Source organism: Kaistia terrae, assembly GCF_026344005.1.
GTDB classification, from domain to species: domain Bacteria; phylum Pseudomonadota; class Alphaproteobacteria; order Rhizobiales; family Kaistiaceae; genus Kaistia; species Kaistia terrae.
In genome coordinates, this window is sequence record NZ_JAPKNH010000003.1 from 380,896 (window position 1) to 400,200 (window position 19,305).

General features: G+C 64.3%; 18 protein-coding genes. 9 read left to right on the forward strand and 9 right to left on the reverse strand.

The window, feature by feature from the left end:
* The first annotated feature begins 45 nt into the window (after nucleotides 1-45).
* The 9 genes from OSH12_RS11490 to OSH12_RS11530 all read left to right on the forward strand — a co-directional run bounded on the left by OSH12_RS11490 (nucleotide 46) and on the right by OSH12_RS11530 (nucleotide 9,873).
* A complete protein-coding gene (locus tag OSH12_RS11490; RefSeq protein ID WP_266343681.1) occupies nucleotides 46-1,623 on the forward strand; it encodes an ABC transporter substrate-binding protein in 1,578 nt (525 codons plus the stop codon).
* A 96-nt stretch (nucleotides 1,624-1,719) separates the two neighbouring features.
* A complete protein-coding gene (locus tag OSH12_RS11495) occupies nucleotides 1,720-2,709 on the forward strand; it encodes an ABC transporter permease (RefSeq protein WP_266343682.1) in 990 nt (329 codons plus the stop codon).
* Nucleotides 2,699-3,646: an ABC transporter permease gene (locus OSH12_RS11500; protein ID WP_266343683.1), complete on the forward strand. Its 948-nt coding sequence runs from the start codon at nucleotides 2,699-2,701 to the stop codon at nucleotides 3,644-3,646. The genes OSH12_RS11495 and OSH12_RS11500 overlap by 11 nt, the downstream gene beginning before the upstream one ends.
* A 7-nt stretch (nucleotides 3,647-3,653) precedes the next feature.
* Nucleotides 3,654-4,847 (forward strand): amidohydrolase family protein, encoded by a 1,194-nt coding sequence (locus OSH12_RS11505; RefSeq protein WP_266343684.1) that lies wholly within the window; start codon nucleotides 3,654-3,656, stop codon nucleotides 4,845-4,847.
* On the forward strand, nucleotides 4,844-5,863 hold the full coding sequence (locus OSH12_RS11510; RefSeq protein WP_266343685.1) for an ABC transporter ATP-binding protein: 1,020 nt from the start codon (nucleotides 4,844-4,846) through the stop codon (nucleotides 5,861-5,863). The genes OSH12_RS11505 and OSH12_RS11510 overlap by 4 nt, the downstream gene beginning before the upstream one ends.
* On the forward strand, nucleotides 5,856-6,869 hold the full coding sequence (locus OSH12_RS11515; protein WP_266343686.1) for an ABC transporter ATP-binding protein: 1,014 nt from the start codon (nucleotides 5,856-5,858) through the stop codon (nucleotides 6,867-6,869). Before OSH12_RS11510 ends, OSH12_RS11515 begins: the two co-directional genes overlap by 8 nt.
* A gap of 14 nt (nucleotides 6,870-6,883) precedes the next feature.
* Nucleotides 6,884-8,365 carry an amidohydrolase family protein gene (locus OSH12_RS11520; RefSeq protein ID WP_266343687.1) on the forward strand — a complete coding sequence of 494 codons (1,482 nt, stop codon included), beginning with the start codon at nucleotides 6,884-6,886 and terminating at the stop codon, nucleotides 8,363-8,365.
* A 105-nt stretch (nucleotides 8,366-8,470) separates the two neighbouring features.
* On the forward strand, nucleotides 8,471-9,208 hold the full coding sequence (locus OSH12_RS11525) for a GntR family transcriptional regulator (protein ID WP_266343688.1): 738 nt from the start codon (nucleotides 8,471-8,473) through the stop codon (nucleotides 9,206-9,208).
* A complete protein-coding gene (locus OSH12_RS11530; RefSeq protein ID WP_266343689.1) occupies nucleotides 9,205-9,873 on the forward strand; it encodes a flavin reductase family protein in 669 nt (222 codons plus the stop codon). The genes OSH12_RS11525 and OSH12_RS11530 overlap by 4 nt, the downstream gene beginning before the upstream one ends.
* A gap of 291 nt (nucleotides 9,874-10,164) precedes the next feature.
* On the opposite strand, the gene OSH12_RS11535 is transcribed toward OSH12_RS11530, so the two are convergent.
* The 9 genes from OSH12_RS11535 to OSH12_RS11575 form a co-directional block, all read right to left on the reverse strand.
* Nucleotides 10,165-11,859 (reverse strand): glycoside hydrolase family 32 protein, encoded by a 1,695-nt coding sequence (locus tag OSH12_RS11535; protein WP_266343690.1) that lies wholly within the window; start codon nucleotides 11,857-11,859, stop codon nucleotides 10,165-10,167.
* Nucleotides 11,860-11,902: 43 nt separating this feature from the next.
* Nucleotides 11,903-12,796: a carbohydrate ABC transporter permease gene (locus tag OSH12_RS11540; RefSeq protein ID WP_266343691.1), complete on the reverse strand. Its 894-nt coding sequence runs from the start codon at nucleotides 12,794-12,796 to the stop codon at nucleotides 11,903-11,905.
* A complete protein-coding gene (locus OSH12_RS11545; protein ID WP_266343692.1) occupies nucleotides 12,793-13,749 on the reverse strand; it encodes a carbohydrate ABC transporter permease in 957 nt (318 codons plus the stop codon). Before OSH12_RS11545 ends, OSH12_RS11540 begins: the two co-directional genes overlap by 4 nt.
* A 146-nt stretch (nucleotides 13,750-13,895) precedes the next feature.
* Complete coding sequence (locus tag OSH12_RS11550) at nucleotides 13,896-15,197, reverse strand: ABC transporter substrate-binding protein (protein WP_266343902.1); 1,302 nt, start codon at nucleotides 15,195-15,197, stop codon at nucleotides 13,896-13,898.
* A 63-nt stretch (nucleotides 15,198-15,260) separates the two neighbouring features.
* A complete protein-coding gene (locus tag OSH12_RS11555) occupies nucleotides 15,261-16,271 on the reverse strand; it encodes a LacI family DNA-binding transcriptional regulator (protein WP_266343693.1) in 1,011 nt (336 codons plus the stop codon).
* Nucleotides 16,272-16,648: 377 nt separating this feature from the next.
* Nucleotides 16,649-17,176, reverse strand: a complete 528-nt coding sequence (locus OSH12_RS11560; protein ID WP_266343694.1) for an SRPBCC family protein — start codon at nucleotides 17,174-17,176, stop codon at nucleotides 16,649-16,651.
* A 42-nt stretch (nucleotides 17,177-17,218) separates the two neighbouring features.
* Nucleotides 17,219-17,971 carry an SDR family NAD(P)-dependent oxidoreductase gene (locus tag OSH12_RS11565; RefSeq protein WP_266343695.1) on the reverse strand — a complete coding sequence of 251 codons (753 nt, stop codon included), beginning with the start codon at nucleotides 17,969-17,971 and terminating at the stop codon, nucleotides 17,219-17,221.
* A 48-nt stretch (nucleotides 17,972-18,019) separates the two neighbouring features.
* Entirely contained in the window at nucleotides 18,020-19,063 is a 1,044-nt protein-coding gene (locus OSH12_RS11570) for an LLM class oxidoreductase (RefSeq protein ID WP_266343696.1), read from the reverse strand.
* Nucleotides 19,026-19,226, reverse strand: coding sequence for a hypothetical protein (locus OSH12_RS11575; protein WP_266343697.1), 201 nt, complete (start codon nucleotides 19,224-19,226; stop codon nucleotides 19,026-19,028). The genes OSH12_RS11570 and OSH12_RS11575 overlap by 38 nt, the downstream gene beginning before the upstream one ends.
* Nucleotides 19,227-19,305 lie beyond the last annotated feature (79 nt).

Here is a 19,305-nt window from a genome sequence, read left to right on the forward strand (position 1 = left end):
GCCAATAAAAAACAGACAGACATCCTTTCAGATCAGGAGACGAAAATGGTTGCTTGGAGATCAGCCGCGCTGGCGGCGGCACTGGCAGGCGTGCTTATCGCCCCTGCCAACGCGGGTACGCTACGATGGGCGCCGCAGCGCGACATCGTCTCGATGGACCCCTACTCGTTCGGCGACACCTTCACCCTGTCGGTGCTGAACCACGTCTATGAGGGCCTGGTTCGCTACGACGACAAGCTGCAGATCGAGCCGGCACTGGCCGAGAGCTGGGAAGTCATCAACCCGACGACCTGGCGTTTCCACCTGCGCAAGGGCGTGAAGTATCATGACGGCGCCGATTTCACCGCCGACGACGTGCTGGCTTCGCTGAAGCGCGTCAGCGACCCGACCTCGCCGCTGCGGGGCAACGTGCCGTCCTATGTCTCGTCCAGCAAGGTCGACGACTACACCGTCGACATCATCGTCACCGAGAACTATCCGCTGCTTCTCAACGACCTGACCAACATCCACATCTTCGACCAGGGTTGGCTCGTCGCCAACAAGGCCGAGGCGCCGACCGATGTTGCCAAGGGCGTCGAAGGCTACGCCACCAGCCATGCCAACGGCACCGGCCCGTTCAAGTTCATCTCCCGCAAGCCGGACGCCGAGACCGTGTTCGAGGTCAATCCGAACTGGTGGGACACGCGCAAGCACAATGTCGACCGGATCGTCATGACCCCGATCACCTCGGCAGCGACGCGCGTCGCGGCGCTGATCTCGGGCGAAATCGACTTCACCAACCAGGCGCCGCTGCAGGATATCCCGCGGCTGGAAGCGTCGTCCGACCTGAAGGTCCTTTCGAACAGCGAGCTGCGGACCATCTTCTTCGTGATGAACCAGACGCCCAAGGCGTTCGAGTCCGACGTGACGGACAAGAACCCGCTGCAGGATATCAAGGTTCGCCAGGCGCTCTATCACGCGATCGATGCCGACGCGATCCAGAAGGTCGTGATGGCGGGCCTGTCCCGCACCACCGGTTCGCTCGTTTCCCCGGCGATCCCCGGCTATGTGCCCGAGCTCGACAAGCGGCTCAGCTACGATCCGGAACTGGCCAAGAAGTTGCTGGCAGAAGCCGGCTATCCCGACGGCTTCTCGTTCTCCTTCCTCTGCCGCAACACCGAGTTCGTCAACGAGGAGCAGATCTGCCAGGCGGTATCGGCGATGTGGGCCCGCATCGGCCTCCGTCCGAACCTCAATCTCGGCCCGACCACCATCCAGGACGCCAAGTTCGACGCCGGCCAGTTCGACGTCGGGACGCTGGGCTGGGCCAATGAGCCGATGATCGACAGCTATTCGATCCTGGTTCAGGTCGTCCATTCTAAGACCGGCAACGCCGGCGTGTTCAACTGGGGCGGCTGGAAGGACGCGGAGATCGACGCGCTGATCGACAAGGCCGGCGCCACCGTCGACCGCGACGAACGCCTCGCCATGCAGGCGAAGGCCCTGCTGCGCGCCAATGAACTGTCGATGTTCATTCCGGTCCACCAGCAGCCCATGGCCTGGGCGACCGGCGCCAACATCGAGAGCGTTCTCCAGCTCTCCGACAACAAGCCGCGTCACTGGCTGACCCGCATGGCGGAGTAGGCGCTCGTTCCCCCTCCTCTGCCAGGACCGTCGCGCTAGGCGCGGCGGTCCACCCTGGTTGACCCATCGAATTTCTGCTCCGCTGGAGACACGCCGTTGCTGCTGCTCATCATCAAGCGCATGGCCAATGCCATTTTCGTCATTCTGGCGGTATCGCTGCTCGCCTTCACCATCTTCAAGTTCCTGGGTGATCCGGTTCAGCTGATGCTCAATCCGCAGGCCACGCAGCAGGAGCGCGACCTGCTCACCGAGCGGCTCGGTCTGAACGATCCCGTACCGGTCCAATTTGCCAAATTCGTCTTCAACGCCGCGCGCGGCGAGTTCGGCATGAGCTACCGCAACCAGATGCCGGTGATGGAGGTGATCGCCGAGCGCTTTCCCGCCACTTTCGAGCTAGTGTTGGTCTCCTCGATCATGGCGCTGGTGATCGGCCTGCCCCTCGGCGTCTTTGCCGCCATTCGCGGCGGCACGGTCATGGCCCGCGTCTTTCACCTGATCTCGATGATCGGCGTTTCGGTGCCCGCCTTCGTCATCGGCATCATGCTGATCCTGGTGTTCTCGATCGAACTCAAATGGCTGCCCGCCTTCGGGCGCGGCAAGGTGGTCGATCTCGGTTTCTGGACCACCGGCTTCCTGACGCCAAGCGGCCGCGCCGCCCTGGTCATGCCGTCGATTTCGCTCGCCCTGTTCCAGATCTCGTTCATCATGCGGCTGGTAACGGCGGAGATGCTCGAAGTCCTGCGGACCGATTTCATCCGTTTCGCCAAGGCCCGAGGCCTCAAGGCCCGCGCGATCTATTTCCGCCACGGCCTGCGCAACTGCATGATGCCGGTCGTGACGATGACAGGCATGCTGATCGGTGACCTGATTGCCTTCACTCTCGTCACCGAGATCGTCTTCCAGTGGCCCGGCATGGGCTTCCTGTTCGTTCAATCCGTGCAGTATGTCGATATCCCGGTCATGGCCGCCTACCTCATGATCGTCTGCTGCATCTTCATCACCATCAACCTGATCGTCGATCTGATCTATGTCGTGGTCGATCCGCGCGTCGATCAGCTTGTGCGCGGAGGCGGCAATGGCCACTGAACTCTCGCCCGCGCCTTCGGGCCTCCGGCAACGCCTCTGGGCATTTTACGACAGCGACCTGATCTGGAGTTTCCGCCACAGCCCGATGGCGATCCTCTCGGCGGCGCTTCTGGCGATCGTCGCCTTCACCTCGCTCTTCGCGGCGTGGCTGATGCCGCAGAACCCGTTCGACATCACGCAACTCTATCTCGACAAGGCCAATTTGCCGCCGATCTGGATCGAGGGCGGGCAGATGCCCTATCTGCTGGGCACCGATCTGCAGGGGCGCGACATTCTCTCAGCCATCGTCTATGGATCGCGCATCTCCCTCATCATCGGCGTAGCGAGCGTCGCTCTGTCGATGACGATCGGCGTGTTGGTCGGGCTGATGGCCGGCTATGTCGGCGGCGCGCTCGACAATTTCCTGATGCGCATCGGCGATGCCGTCATGTCGATCCCGACCCTGCTCGTCGCCATCCTGATCAGCGCGATTTTTCGCGGGATGCTCCCGGTCGATTATCGCGACGCAGCCGCCCCGCTGATCCTCGTCGTTGCGCTGTCGCTGACCAGCTGGGTCGTCTATGCCCGCATGATCCGCGCTGCCACCATGGTCGAGGCGGGCAAGGAATACGTGCTGGCCGCCCGGATCATCAAGGTTCCGCGCCGCCGGATCATCCTGCACCACATCCTGCCGAACGTGCTCACTGCGGCGCTGGTCACGGCAACCCTCAATCTTGGCCTCGCGGTGCTGGCCGAGGCGACGCTCTCCTTCCTGGGTGTCGGCATGCCAAGCGCCCAGCCGTCGCTGGGCACGCTGATCCGCATCGGCAACCAGTTCTTCTTCTCGGGCACCTGGTGGATCGTGCTGTTCCCTGCCCTCCAGCTCACCCTGATCATCCTGGCCGTGAACCTGCTCGGCGACTGGCTGCGCGACGCGCTCAACCCCAAACTGAAGTAGGAAGACCATGACCGATCTCGTCATCCGCAACGTCCGCCCGCTGGGCAAGGCGGCAACCGATATCGCCATTGGCAACGGCCGCATCGCCGCCATTGCGCCGAACCTTCCCGCCAATGGCGCGGCCGAGGAAGACGGCGGCGGCGCGCTGCTCCTGCCCGGGCTCATCGAAGCCCATACCCATCTCGACAAGACCCTGCTCGGCATGGACTGGGTCGAGAACCGGGTCGCCTCCAGCATCCGGTCCAAGATCGACAACGAGCGCGAGATGAAGGGTGTTCTCGGTCTCGATCCGGCGCAGCAATCGGCGCGGCAGGTAGTCATGTCGATCGCCAAGGGCACCACCGCGATCCGCAGCCATGTCGACATCGACACCACCTATGGGCTGGCCGGCTTCGAGGGTGTCGCGGCCACGCGCGAGCGCTATGCCGACGTGATGGACCTGCAGATCGTCGCCTTCCCGCAATCCGGCATGATGATCCGCAAGGGCACCATCGAACTGATGGATGAAGCGCTTCGGCAGGGCGCGGACGTCGTCGGCGGCCTCGACCCCTGCGCGATCGATTTCGATCCCAAGGGCCATCTCGACGTGGTGTTCGACCTCGCGGTCAAGCACGCCAAGCCGATCGACATCCACCTGCATGAGGCCGGCGATCTCGGTGTTTTCACCTTCGGCATGATCCTGGAGCGCACCCGCGCCCACGGATTGGCCGGCAAGGTGACGGTGAGCCACGCCTTCGCGCTCGGCATGAACGACTATCTGCGTATCGGCCAGTTGCTCGACGACATTGCCGCAGCCGGCGTCATGCTGATGTCGACGGGACCGGCCGGCATCCCGGTTCCGCCGCTGATCCGCGGCCTCGATGCCGGCATTGCCTTCTGCTCGGGCACGGACGGCATGCGGGATCTCTGGAATCCCTATGGCAATGCCGACATGCTGCAGCGTGCCCAGATCCTGGCCGACCGCAACAATCTGAGCCGCGATGTCGAGATCGAGCGGGCGCTGGATGTCTGCACCTTCGGCGGAGCCAGGGTGATGGACCTCCCCGATTATGGCCTCGAGATCGGCAATTTCGCCGACCTCGTGCTGGTCGAGGGCCGTACAGTCACAGAAGCCGTCGTCACGCTGCCGCCGCGCAAGCTGGTGGTCAAGCGCGGCCGGGTCGTAGCGCGCGATGGCGAAGCCCTGATCGAGGCAGCATGATGCACCAGCCGCTCGCGCGACAAGCCACAGACGGAAGTCCCGTTGCACCGCTGCTGACCGTACGCGGACTGAGCGTCGAATTCGTCACCCGTCGCGGCAGCTCGCGCGCGCTCGACCGTGTCAGCTTCGACATGGCGCCCGGCGAGATCCTGGGGTTGGTGGGCGAATCCGGCGCCGGAAAATCGCTTTCCGGAAACGCCATCATCGGGCTGATCGACCCGCCCGGTCATGTCGTGGAGGGCGAGATCGCCTTCGAGGGCAAACGGATCGACAATCTGCCGCCCAACCAGATGCGCAAGCTGCGCGGCCGGCGGATCGCGGCCATCTTCCAGGATCCGCTGACCTCGCTCGATCCGCTGATGCGCATCGGCGACCAGATCACCGAGACCATCCTTACGCATTTGCCGATGTCGCGCGCTGCCGCCCGCGCCCGCGCGCTCGACCTGCTGAAGGCGGTCGGCATCCCCGCGCCCGACGTTCGCATCGACCATTATCCGCACCAGTTCTCCGGCGGCATGCGGCAGCGCGTGGTGATCGCGCTGGCGGTATGCGCCGATCCCAAGCTGATCATCGCCGACGAGCCGACCACGGCGCTCGATGTTTCGATCCAGGCGCAGATCACCGCCCTGCTCAAGAAGATGTGCCGCGACCACGGCACCGCCATCCTGCTCGTCACGCATGACATGGGCGTCATTGCCGACACGGCCGACCGCGTCGCCGTGATGTATGCCGGGCGGCTGGTCGAGATCGGTCCGATACAGGATGTTCTGGGTTCGCCAAGGCACGTCTATACGGCTGGCCTGATCGGCTCGATTCCCAGCCTCAACCGCCGGCGCGAACGGCTGGTGCAGATCGACGGATCGATGCCAAGACCGGGCGCGGTGCCATCGGGCTGCGCCTTCGCCCCGCGCTGCCCCAAGAGGATGCCGAAATGCGACGAACGGCCGGAACTCATGCCGTTCGGCAATAGCCAGGTCGCCTGCTGGCGCGCGGAAGAAAGCCATTCCTATGTCTAGCCAATCCGCCCTCGAAGTGCAGGACCTCGCCCGCTGGTTCGATGTCTCGGCCCCCTGGCTGACACGGGTGCTGGAGCGCAAACCGAGGCGAATCCTCAAGGCCGTCGACGGCGTCAGCTTCAGCGTGCCGCGCGGCAGCACCTTCGCCATTGTCGGCGAGAGCGGCTGCGGCAAGTCGACCATCGCGCGGCTGGCCGTCGGCCTGCACCACCCGACGCGCGGCGAGATGAACTTCGCCCATGGCGCCGGCCGGGATGGCCGGATGCGCGCGCAGATGATCTTCCAGGATCCCTATGCCTGCCTCAATCCGCGCTGGCGGGTGAAGGACATCATCGCCGAGCCGATCCATGAGCTAGGCCTGCGTCGGGGCGCGGCCGCGGTTCAGGCCCGGGTCACGGAACTGCTCGGCCTCGTCGGGCTGGCGCGCAGCGACGGCGAGAAATATCCGCATTCCTTCTCCGGCGGCCAGCGCCAGCGTATCTCGATCGCACGTGCCCTTGCGACCGAACCGGAGTTCCTCGTCTGCGACGAGCCGACCTCGGCGCTCGACGTCTCGGTGCAGGCGCAGATCCTCAACCTGATGATGGACCTGCAGCGCGAATTCGGCCTTACCTACCTGCTCATCAGCCACAATCTCGCCGTCGTGCGCCATGCCTCCGACCAGATCGCCGTGATGTATCTCGGCCGGATCGTTGAACAGGCGCCGACCGAGATGCTGTTCCGCAATCCGCAGCACCCCTATACGCGGCTGCTGATCGATACGATCCCGGATCTGGAAGCGCCCAATCGCGCCCGCCAGCCCTTGGCCGGCGAGGTGCCGAGCCCGATCGATCCGCCATCCGGCTGCACGTTCCATCCCCGCTGCCCCTATGCTCAAGACATCTGCCGGCAGGTGTCGCCGCCCATGGCGCATGACAACGATGGCCGGGCGATCGCCTGCCATTTCCCGCTGACGACGGCGCGAACCTCACCTTTGGCCGGCCTCGCGGCCGTCTCCGCGAATTGAAAAGACCGGTACGAATGGCTCACTCGGGAAGAACGCTGCTCTCGGCGAAATGGATCGTCGGCCATGCGGATGGCAAGCACACGCTGGTGCATGAAGGCGAGATCGTCTTCGAGGACGGCGCGGTAATCTTCGTCGGGCATGGCTTTCCCGGCGAGGTGGCGCGCCGGATCGACTATGGCAATGCGCTGATCAGCCCGGGCTTCATCGATCTCGACGCCCTGTCCGATCTCGACACCACCGTCTTCTCCTATGACAACCACCCGGATTGGCAAAAGGGTCGGACCTGGCCGCAGAGCTACATGGATCGGGGGCCGTACGAGATGTACGATCCGACCGAGCTCGCCTTCCAGAAGCGCCATGCCTTCTCGCGGCTGATCCGCAACGGCATCACCACGGCCATGCCGATTGCCTCGCTTTACTATCGGCAATGGGGCGAGACTTATGCCGAATTCTCGGATGCGGCCGACGCCGCCGAGGATCTCGGCCTCAGGATCTATCTCGGTCCGGCCTATCGAACCGGCAATCCGGTGGTCGACGACAATGGCGACATCAGCCTCTATTTCGACGAGCCGCGCGGCCTCGCCGGCCTTGCCGACGCCGTCCGCTTCTGCCGCGATTTCGAAGGAAAGGCCGAGGGGCGCATCCGCACGATGCTGGCGCCTGACCGCATCGAGACCTGTACCGCTGAGTTGCTTCGGCAGACCGCCAATGCCGGGCGCGAGTTCGGGGTACCGGTGCGCCTGCATTGCAACCAGGGTCGTTTCGAGCGCGATACGGTGCGCCGCCTGCATGGCAAGACCTCGGTCGAGTGGCTGGACAGCCTCGGCTTCCTGACGCCACGCACGCTCCTGCCCCACGGCACCTATGTCAGCCCGTCCCGCAATATGGATGAACCTGGTAACGATCTGTTAACCCTGCTGGAGCGCGAAGCGGTCGTCGTCCACTGCCCGCTGGTCGCGGCACGACACGGCGACGCCCTGGCGAGCTTTGCCAGCCACAAGGCGATGGGACTGCGCATGGCGCTCGGCACCGACACCGCGCCGCCCGACATGATCGTGAACATGCAGGTCGGCATGATGATCTCGCGCGTGCTTGATCGCACGATCTCCAACATCCGCTCGGAAGATTATTTCGACGCCGCGACGCTCGGCGGCGCCGATGCGCTGGGCCGACCGGATCTGGGGCGGCTCGCCCCTGGCGCCCGGGCCGACATCACCGTGTTCGACCTTGGCAACCCCGATCTCGGCCAGGTGATCGACCCGATCCAGACGCTGATGCTGACCGGCAGCGGACGCGACGTGCACAGCGTCTTCATCGACGGCCGCATGGTGATGGCGGACCGGGTCCTGCCCGGCGTCGACTTCGCGGCCGACAGTGCGCGAGCGCAACGCCAGTTCGAAGGCCTGATGGAGAAATACCCGGAACGGACCGTCGGGCACCCGCCCGTATCCGAGATCTTCTCCTCCGCCTACAGGATCGTCGAAGCGCCGAACTGACACCGGAATCGTGCCTGTTTTCGCGCCATGATCTGCAATTTCTGTATACTAATTTAGCTGCATCTTGTACGCATGGATGAGATTCCGAGGACAAGAGGTCTTCCCATGGCGCGTCCCTCCCCGCGTATCGAAATTGCCCATGAGGCGCTCCGGCAGGCCATCATCGAGCAGGCCCTGAAGCCGGGCACCAAGCTGCCGGAGGACGTGATCGGCGAACAGTTCGCCATGAGCCGAACCCTCGTGCGTGCCGTGCTGGCGAAGCTCGAGGCGGAAGGCCTTGTCGATGCCAATCCGAAGCGCACCGCGACGGTGGCGCAGCCGACGCTGGCCGAGGCGCGTGATGTCTTCGAAGTGCGGCGCGCGCTGGAGGCCGAGGCCGTTCGCCTGGTGGCGAAGCGCTGGCAGCCGGCCTTTGCCGACGAACTGGACAGCCTGTTGCGGCAGGAGGACGAGGCCCGCGCGCGTCAGGACGAGCGCGTCTCGATCCATCTCGCCGGCGAATTCCACCTGCGCCTCGCCCAGTTGAGCGGCAACGCCCTGCTGGAGCGATATCTCCGCGAACTGATCACGCGCTGCTCGCTGATCCTCGCCGTGTTCGGTCGGCCGCATTCGTCCGATTGCGCTATCGAGGAACATTCGGCGCTGATCACCGCCTTGCGGGCCGGTGATGCCGATGGCGCCGTGGCGATCATGCATTCGCATCTCGGCGCCGTCGAACGCCGCGCCCTGCTGGGTGGCGACGACGAGAAGCCGGCAGCCCTTGGCGATGTGCTGTCGCACTACGCCGCCGCCGTCACCGCACGCCAGACGACAAAACCCTCCAAGACGGCGAACCAGAAATGAATGCCCATTCGCAGAGCCACGTGCATTTCGATTTTGCCGAGCTGACCGAGCGACAGCGCTACAAGCTGCTGATCGGCACGGTCATTCCGCGCCCGATCGCCTTTGTCAGCACGGTCGACCGCAACGGTCGCCGCAATGCCGGCCCGTTCAGCTTCTTCAACGTGCTCACCCACGACCCCGCCATCGTCGCCATCGGCGTCGAGAATTATGACGACATGCGGTTCAAGGATACGTCGCGCAATATCCGTGAGACCGGCGAATTCACGGTCCATATCGTCGACGAGGCACTGGTGAAGCAGATGGAGATCTGCGCGATCAAGTTCGGCCCGGAAGTCGACGAGATCGCCGAGGCCGGCCTGACCACGGTCCCGGGGCTGAACGTCAGGAGCCCGCGCATCCTCGAAGCGCCGGCGGCGCTCGAATGCCGGCGCTACATGACGCTGGAACTCGGCCGGGCCCGGGAAATCATCCTGGGCGAAGTGCTGGGTGTTTTCGTTCGCGAGGACGCTGTCGACCCACAGAGCCTGCACATCGATCAGATCAAGATGGATGCGATCGGGCGGATGGGCGGACACACCTACGCATCGACAAGGGAACAGTTCGACATCAAGACCCAGTCGGTCGCCGAGTGGCGCGACAGCCGGGACGACGCTTCCACCCGGTGAGATAGCAAATCGAAGGCGCACGGCGGCCGTGCGCTTTCTCCATGCTTCTTGCCGTAGACGCGGTCACCGACTCCGCCCAATTTGCCACTGGCAAGTTCGAGCTGGAGCGAGATCCATCTGGGCCGAATCCTTCTTCACCTCTCCCTGAGGGAGAGGTCGGCTCGAAGAGCCGGGAGAGGGTTTAGGGAACCATCCGGTGAGGCCGTAAACCCTCACCCGCCGGCCTGCGGCCGTCGACCTCTCCCTCAGGGAGAGGTGGAGGAGGATGTTCCAAAGCAGATGGATCCTGCTCTAGCCGAGGCCCTTTCGGATCGGTCGAAGCTTCCAGAGGCGCGCCACCTGCACGGCCCCGGAATCGCCCTTGAGCTCGACTGCTTCTATCGGCGCATCGCTATCCATCCGCTTGGTGGCGCATTGCAATCCGCCGTCGACATAGATCTCGATCAGCCCGACATCCACGAAGACGCGAACGGTCCGAAGCGTCGAGGTCGGTGTCAGATAGCGCGGCACGACGCGGTTGCCAGGCGGATCGAAGACCAGTTCCAGCGTCTGTCCGTCATAGACGAGCGAGATGCCATGATCCGCATGTACGAAATCGAGGGCAAAAGGCGAACCGGGTCTCGCGAGTTCGATCTCGATCTCGCCAAGGCCACCCTCAAGCGGAACCGAACCCGCCGTCGCAAGCGCCTCGGCGGCGATGCCTGTCCGCAGTTCCTTGACGCTCTCGACCGGCGGCATCAGCAGCGCGCCGTCCTGCCAGACGAAACGGCGCGGGAACGTCATCGCCGAATGGAAGTCACGGTCCTTGAAGACGTCGGTCCAGTTCGCCGCCCAGGCAATGCCGACCGGGCCATCCACATGCTGGAAAGCCTGGATCGCATAGCAATCCGTGCCGAAATCGATCTCGCGGCGCAGGACCGGCTCGAACGTGCGGCCATCGAAACGGCCGACAATGGCGTAGCTCAGATTGCGACGGCGGGTGCCCTCATCACGATAGCCGATCAGGCCGAAGACAAGCGCGTAAAGCCCCTCGCCTTCGCCATCCAGCGCGATCAGGCCGGGGCATTCGGCCGGGATGCTGCGCGGCAGCGGCTCGCGGTGCAGGACATCGACAAAGGTCCAGCCATCGGCGGCGTCGGCAGCCTTGGTCTCGTACAGCAGCACCAGGCCCGCGCGATCGTCGGCGCCGGCGACGAGCATCTTCCAGAGGCCGTCCGGGCCACGGAAGACGTAGGGATCGCGAATGTCCTTGCCGAAATTCGGGATCGACGGCCTGTCGGTGATCACAGGCGTCGAGGGGCCGGCCGACAGCATGTCCTGCGACACGGTCGTGATCTGCCATTCCTGGCTCGGCTCGCGGCCATCCTCGCGGTCGGTATAGAAGACGCGGACACCCCCCGCCTCATGCGGGATGGCGGAGCCGGAGAACGCGCCGCCGGTCAGGCCGTTATCGGCCAAAAGCTCGGCGCGCGGCTCGAGGAAGATCGGCTGGTCGATCCAGTCGACGAGGTTATCCGAGACCGCGTGGCCCCAGTGCATCGTGTTCCAGCGCAGGCTGTGCGGATAGTGCTGGTAGAACAGATGGCTGGTGTCGCCGATCTGGCAGAGGCCGTTCGGATCGTTCATCCAGCCGAAGGGCGGCTGGAAGTGCAGCTTGTAACGCGCCTCGCTGGCGCGGTTCTTCGCCGTGGTGCGAAGCAGGCGAATGCCCTCCTTCGCGACGCGGGACGGAGAGAAGCTGTAGGCGAGCGATACTGTCGTCGCCGGCTCCTGCCAACCGAAACGATAGGTGCCGGCCGCAGGCGCCTCGAACACCGAGCGGGTGAAATCGTCCGAATGGGCGCCCAAGAGCCGCACCGGCTCGCCGCCGCCACTGACAACGCTGACTTCGGAAAGCGCCGTCCGCGACGGCGCCTTCTGCCAGAGGTGCACGACGTCGCCGGCGTCGAGAACAGCTTCGAACTCGGTCATTGCAAGAACGTTCATTTCGGCAAGAACTTCCATTGTCGCAAGAGTATCCATTGTCGTGTCAGCCCTTGACGGCCGAGCTGATGAAAGAGCTGACGAACCATTTCTGGAAAGCGAGATAGAAGATCAGGACGGGCACCATCATCATCACCGACGCGGCCATGGCGCTGTTCCAGTAGACGCTGTCATGACCGAAGAAGCTGGCGATGCCGACCGAGATCGGACGTGCGTAATCGGTCTGGGTGACCATCAGCGGCCAGAGATACTGGTTCCAGGTCTCGATGCCGAGGAGGATCGCCACGGTGGCCAGCACCGGCAGGCTCAAGGGCAGGAACACCGACCAATAGATGCGGAACGGCGATGCCCCATCCACCGTCGCCGCATCATAGATGTCGCGCGGCACCTGGATGAAGAACTGATAGATCAGGAAGATGTAGAGCGGGCTCGCCATCCACGGCAGGATCTGGGCGGCAAAGCTATCGCCGAGACCGGCCTTGTTGACGAGGCTGAGCAGCGGCAGGACGATCGATTCCTGCGGCACGATGTAGAGCCCGATAAGCCCGGTGAGCACCACCGCCCGGCCCGGCAACCGGCCCCAGGCCAGCACGAACGCGGCCATCGAATTCAGGAACACGCCGCCGAGCACCGTGCAGAACAGGATGATCAGCGAATTCAGCAGATAGCGGCCGAACGGCAGCGCGCCGCTGAAGGTCGCGATATCGGCAAAATTCTGCAGCGATGGTTCGGAGACCCAGAAAGCGCGAAAGCTGCCCATGTCGGCGAGGATCTGGAACCGGTCCGGCTTCAGGCTGGCGACGAAGAGCAGGAACAGAGGCGAGATCACCACCAGCGCGATGATCAGCACGGCGACGAACTTGACGATCGCGCCGATGTCCGGCTTGGCCGAGACCTTCGCGACCGGCGACGGGGTGGAGGCGGATACCACGGTGCTCATCGACGATCCCTCACGACAAAGCGCTGAACGAGCGAAACCACCAGCACGATCAGGAACAGCAGGATGGCGACGGCCGAGGCGAGGCCAAGCCGCTGGTCAACGAAGCCGGCGGTGAACATGTAATGGACCAACGTATCGGTCGTGCCGCGCGGGCCGCCCTGGGTCAGGATGTTCACCTGGGTGAACAGCTTGAACGCCTGGATGGTGGTGATGATCAGCACGAAGATATGCGTCTGGCGCAAACTCGGCATGGTGACATGCCAGAAGCGCTGCCAGGCATTGGCGCCGTCAAGTTCGGCCGCCTCATAGAGCGATTCAGAAATGTTCTGCAGGCCGGCCAGATAGACGATCATCTGGAAGCCATAGGCCTGCCAGGCCGAGAGCAGCACGATTGACGGCATCGCCCAGGTGGGATCGCCGAGCCAATCGATCGGGCCGACGAGCCCGAAGGTCAGGAAGCCTACGATCTGGTTGAACGGGCCGGTCGGATACTGGAACAGCGTCGACCAGATCACGCAGACGACGACCATCGAGGTGATCGCCGGCAGGAAGAACAGGCCACGGAAGAAATTGCGGAACGGCAGCTTCTGGTTCAGCAGCAGCGCGATCGCCAGCGCGAAACCGCACTGGATCGGCAGCACCATGATGGTGAAGCGGGTGACGTTCCAGAGCGCCGTCCAGAAGGCGGAATCGGTCAGGATCTGCTGGAAATTGCCGAGCCCGACGAAGCGCACCGGCACCGGGCGCGGGATCAGCCGCTGATTGGTCAGCGCGATCTCGAACGACGACAGGAACGGCAGCAGCAGAAACAGCGCGATCAGGATGCAGGCGGGCAACAACATGCCCAGTTCCTGCAATCGGCCGCCCCAGATCGGCGGCTTGGGGCGCCTCGCGGCGATACGGACTGGCCCCGGCGATGCCGAACCCGGCATGGGGGACGCTTGGCTCGACATGGTTATGCCTCCCGGAGCTTGTTTCCCGGCCGCGCGTCGTGGCGCGACCGGGTCTTGGGTCGTTTCTGGCCACGCGTCGTGACGCGGCCGGGTATTGGGGCGTTTCTGGCCGCGCGTCGGGGCGCGGCCAGGTCTCGATCAGGGAATTACTCGGGCTGGCCGAAGGGCTGGTAGCCGTCATTGTCGAGGATATCGTCGTCGATCTTCTTGGCGGCCTTGCTCAGTTCGGCCTGCGGATCGGCGCCGTCGAAGATGTTGGTCATCGCGTTCTGGAAGGCGAGCGTGATGGTCGGATAGGCGGGATGCGGCGGGCGCGCGACGGCGCTCTTGCCGGCCTGCTCGAAGGCGACGGCCATCGCGCCCTTGTCGGCGTAGAGCGGCGAGGCGGCGGCGAAGGACTTCAGGCCGGGGAAGCCGGCATGCGCCTTGTAGGCTTCGCGATAGGCCGGATCCTGCAGCATGAAGCTCAGGAACTTGCCGGCGGCGGCGGGATCGGAAGCGGTCTTGGCGACCGACCAGATCCAGGTGCCGTTCGGGCTGACGCCCTTCTCGCCGAACTTCGGCAGCGGCATGACGACGACGTCGTCACCCATCTTGGCGTTGGCCTCGGCGTAGAACCAGTGACCGCCCCAGGCGAGGGCTGCCGGACGACCTTCTGCATAGAACTGGTTCTGACCGGCCGACTGCGGCACGACCCAGCCCTGCTTGACCCAGTTCTGCATCTCGGTTGTCGCGTCGACGCAGGCCTTGCCATCGAGTGTGCCGGTCGCCTTCCAACTGGTGCGGTCGATCACGTCGCAGCCCATCGAGACGAGGATGGGCTCATAGGCATAGGTGATCCACTCGGTCTTGGTGCCGTAGGAGCGGAACAGGTCGAGCGGCCACTTGACGCCCGGCGCCGTCGACAGCGTCTTCAGCGCTGCCTCGAACTCGTCGCGCGTCCAGGCATCGTCGACCGAGGTCGGGATGCGGATCTTCAGCTCTTCGAGCTGCTTGCGGCTGCCATAAAGCGCGACCGTGCTGTCGGTCAGGCCGATGGCATAGAGCGCCTTGTCGATCGGATAGGTGCCCTGGGCGACGTTCGACGCCGTCATGTCGTCGACCAGCGCCTTGTCGAGCAGATCACCGACCGGCTGCAGGAAGCCGGACCAGACATAATTGGCGAGGAACGGCGCATCGAGCTGCAGGATATCGGGCAGCGAACCGGCCGAGACGGCGGCGCCGATCTTCTCGTTATAGGCGTCGTGCGGCGTGTTGATCAGCTGCACGGTGGTGCCGGGGTTCGCCGCCTCGAAGCGCTTGGCGACATCGGTGATGATGGTGATTTCGTAGGGGTCGCCCTGGAACATCACCTTGAGCTCGGCCGCCTGGGCGCCCGAAAGCCCTGCCCCGACCGTGACGCTCAGCGCGGATGCGGCGCCAAGCAGCGTAAGTAAACGTTTACCCAGATATTTGGACATTCCAACTCCTCCCATTTTACAAGCTATGCCTATTGTACCGTCTCGCTGGCCTCAGACCGAGGCGCGTTCCACAAGGCGAAACGGAATTTCATCGACCATCTGTGTCGGCTTTTTGTGGCCGGACAGGATCTCTCCCGCGCGCCGACCGATCGCCCGGTGCGGCAATTCCATCGTCGTCAGCGGCGGGTCGAGACGCGCGGCGATCTCGACCTGATTGTCGAAGCTGGCGATCGCGACATCGTCGGGAATTTCCAGCCCCTGCCGTCGCAGCGCGCCATAGACTTCCATGGCAACACGGTCATTGCCGCAGAGGATTGCATCCGGCCGCTCGGGCCCGGAGAACAGCGCCGCGACATGCTCCTGCACGAGGCTTCGAGCGCGATCGACATAGATCGGCCCCCGCGTGGCGGGCTGCAGCCAGGCCTCGTTGATCTCGATACCGGCCGCCCGATGGGCGGCGCGAAAACCGTCCTCGCGCATCCGCGCGGCGATCAGGCCCGGCAGGTTCAAAAAGGCGATTTTCCGCCGGTCATGCGCGAAAAGATGCTCGACGATCGTCTCGGCCGCATCTTGCTCGGCCGGCACCAGCGACGGGATGACGCCGGCCTCGTCGCGGCAGTTGATCATCAGCGCGATCACGCCACGCAGCGATGGGGGGATGGCGACGACCTGATGATACATGCTGGCATAGGCGATGGTGCGCGGCATCAGCCGCTGCAGTTCGGCGACGCTCGCCTCGACCGTGCGGCCACCGATATTGGTGACGACGACCGAAAGCCCGTCGGCCCGTGCGGCGTTGTCGAAGGAGCGCATGATCTCGGTGGCGAAGGGCTGGGTGATCAGGCCATCGGCGACGATGCCGAGGATTGGAAGGAAGCCCTGGCGCATGCCGCGCGCCACCAGATTGGGGACATAGCCAAGCTCATCCGCCAGCGCCTTGATCTTCTGGCGCGTCTCGTCCGACATGCGGATGGAGCCGCCATGCAGCGCGCCCGAAACGGTTTTCACCGAGACGCCAAGCTGGCCGGCAATATCCTGCATTGAGACTTTGGCGTCGGCCATTGGCGTTTTGGCTCTGAGTTATCGTTTACCCAAATTGCATAGGGTGATGGTTTCTGTCAATCCGCCATCCAATCCGATCTATCCGTGATGGCAGCGCGCCTGGAATGCCCCGCTTGCAGTACGTGAAGTTGCCGCGCAGCCTCAACCGCACAGCAACCTCAGGCTTTAATGATCAGGAGTCACCCATCGCCCTCGGCGATGGGAGGCTAGTCCACCGCCGCGCGGCTGGGCTCCTGCGTCGATAGCCACGCGCGATACTCGCTCTCCGCGTCCGGCGTCAGCGGATAGTACTTCCGGAGATCTCCGCCCTCCGAAAGCCGGATGCGTTTTCGGACACGTGACTGCCGCCATCCCGACAAGAGATGGCGGCATCGAAGTCAGTTCTTGGGCAGACCGGTTAGCGCCGCTTTCGCCAAGCCCTGCAGCCACAGATCATGCTGCTCGATGAGGCCCTCGGTAAAGCCGTCGGTTGCCCAGATGCCCAGCGTGCTGATCTGGGTTTCGTCAGTGATAAGCAGCGTGCCGCCGTCGGCAGTCGGCTCAAGGAACCAGGTGTGGTACGCATCCACCCCGGGACCAATGGCGATCCAGGCCAAGCGGCGCTCCGGCTCGAAATCATGCACGGTCGACGTGAGGCGGAAGTCGAAGGTCGACCAGCGGAAGACCGATCCTGCGCGGAGGCTCGGGCCCGGCCAGACGACGAACTCGACATCCGTGGCGTTCTCATAGAGGCTCGACCATAGGTCGGCCCGTGTCAGCCAAGCCCACACGGTGGCCGGCGGCGCCGCGATCTGCAGTTGGTTCTGCGCATAGAGCGGCGCATTTTCCGGCTTGTGCAGCTCGGGCCAGTTCATGTTCGCCCGCGGACCGCGCGTGCGCGCCTCGAGCTTCTCGTTCGGGGTCATCGTCTATCTCCTTGTGACGTGTTGGATTGGTGGTGATGCGGATCAGGCGTTTGCGCCACCGTCGATGGCGATCACGCCCCCGGTCACGTAGGCCGCACCCGGACTTGCCAGGAACGCCACGACCGCGCCGATCTCCTCGGGCCGGCCATAGCGGCCGAGCGCGGTCCCGGCCTTCAGCCAGTCGGCGAACGCGCCGGCATCGGGGTTCATCTCGGTCGCGATCGCCCCCATCGACAGCGCATTGGCGGTGATGCCTCGCGCGCCAAGATCGCGCGCTACGCCCTTGATGTAGCCTTCGACCGCTGCCTTGCTGGCGGCGTAGTCGGCAAGGCCCGGCGCGGCGGCGCGGCGGGCGAGCGCGGAGGACATGGCGATAATCCGGCCATCATCCTCGATGAACTTCGCGCCCGCGCGGATCGTCTGGATTACGCCATCGATATTGACGCGAAGCATCCGGTCGAGCGCCACCTCGTCATATTCGGCATTGACGGCGCCCATTTCGAAAATGCCGGCATTGGCGACAACGATGTCCAATCGGCCGAAATGCGCCGCGACATCCGCGACCATCTTCTGAACTGCCGTGGGATCAGCCTGATCGGCGGGGAAGGCATGGGCCCGCACCTCGAGCGCCTCCAGTTCGGCCACGGCGGCATGCGCGCGATCGGGGTTGGCGGTATAGCTGATGGCGATGTCGGCGCCGTTGCCGGCAAGCGCGAGCGCTACCGCCGCACCGATTCCGCGCGATCCGCCGGTCACAAGGGCAACCTTGCCCGAAAGCGTCTTCTTGTCTGTCATGTCAATCCTCGGGAATGTCGCCGACAGCCATGCCGGCGTTGGGGAGTTTCAGATGGCCGGCGACCCGGGCGGGTGCGGTCGAAACAGCGGCAACACGTGGCGCTGCATTTCCTCCAGCACCACCGGCACGGGCCGGCTGCCGAAACGCAGGTTGAACGGGACGTGGTTGACGCCCATCGCCTGCAGCAATTCGAGGTAGGCGATCAGAGGATCGCGCCCCATCCGCAGTCCGAGGTGAATCGGCTGAGGTGCCGTGTCGGGCCGCTCGGCCAAGTCGAGGTAAAGCGACTGGACGAACGGCTTGAACGTTTCGCCCGCCTGGACCCGAACATGCCCCCGCCAACTGTCGATCAGCGCCTTTTGCTGGGCAGGCGGACGGGGATAGGTGATCCAGCCATGCGCATTTCCGGCAATCCATTCGAGAGACTGCCGGCTGCTGCCGGTGACGAGGATCGGGACTTCTTCGGTTACGGCTTTCGGGATCAGGTCGGCACCGCTCAGCGAACCGCCATTCCAGTGCAAAGGCTTGAAGCGGTTCCGTTGCGCTTCCCTGATGATCGTGAGGTGGTCGCGGAACACCTCACCACGCGCATCGGCATCGACGCCGAAGGCCGGAAACTCGACCGGGCGATCGCCGGAGGCGACGCCCATCAGGAGGCGCCCACCGCTCAACTGATCGACGCTGGTCGCCTGCTTCGTGATATGCAGCGGGTTGCGGATCGGCAGTACGATCGCCCCCGTTCCCAGCGCTATCTCACGCGTCTGGCCGGCGAGATAGCCGAGATAGACGAACGGATCGTAGACCTGCCCGACATCGCCGAAATTCGGGTCCAACAGCGGAATGTCGCGCAGCCAAACAGCGGCGAAACCCAATGCCTCGGCCTGCCGAACCCTCTCGATCTGGTGCTCCATCGACGGGAGATGACCCGGGAAAGTCTCAATCGGGAGAAACAGCCCCAGCGTTAGCCTGTCGGCCCGGAAAGTCCGGGCGAAGGCCGGTTGCGACGCATAGGGCAGCGGCGACGTCTCCAGCGCATCGAGGCCGGTGAGGGAATTATGCGTCGGGATGCGCTCCCCAATGAGGGTTCGCATCCGCGCGTCGCGGCATGTCCTGCAAGACGCGCAGCGTGCGTTCGAGCTTCACGAACGGGCCGCCGCCCTCCGCTAAGCGCGTCATCTCGCACCGGCCGGCGAAACCGTGCGTACCGGTCGAATGGAAGAATGCGAAATCCATCGCGTCGTACTGGAAGGTCATTTGAATGGCGTCCGCCTCTTGGTGCGGCCGCATATTTGCGTGGCGACGATACAATGACAAACAAGGGTTTATGGTATTA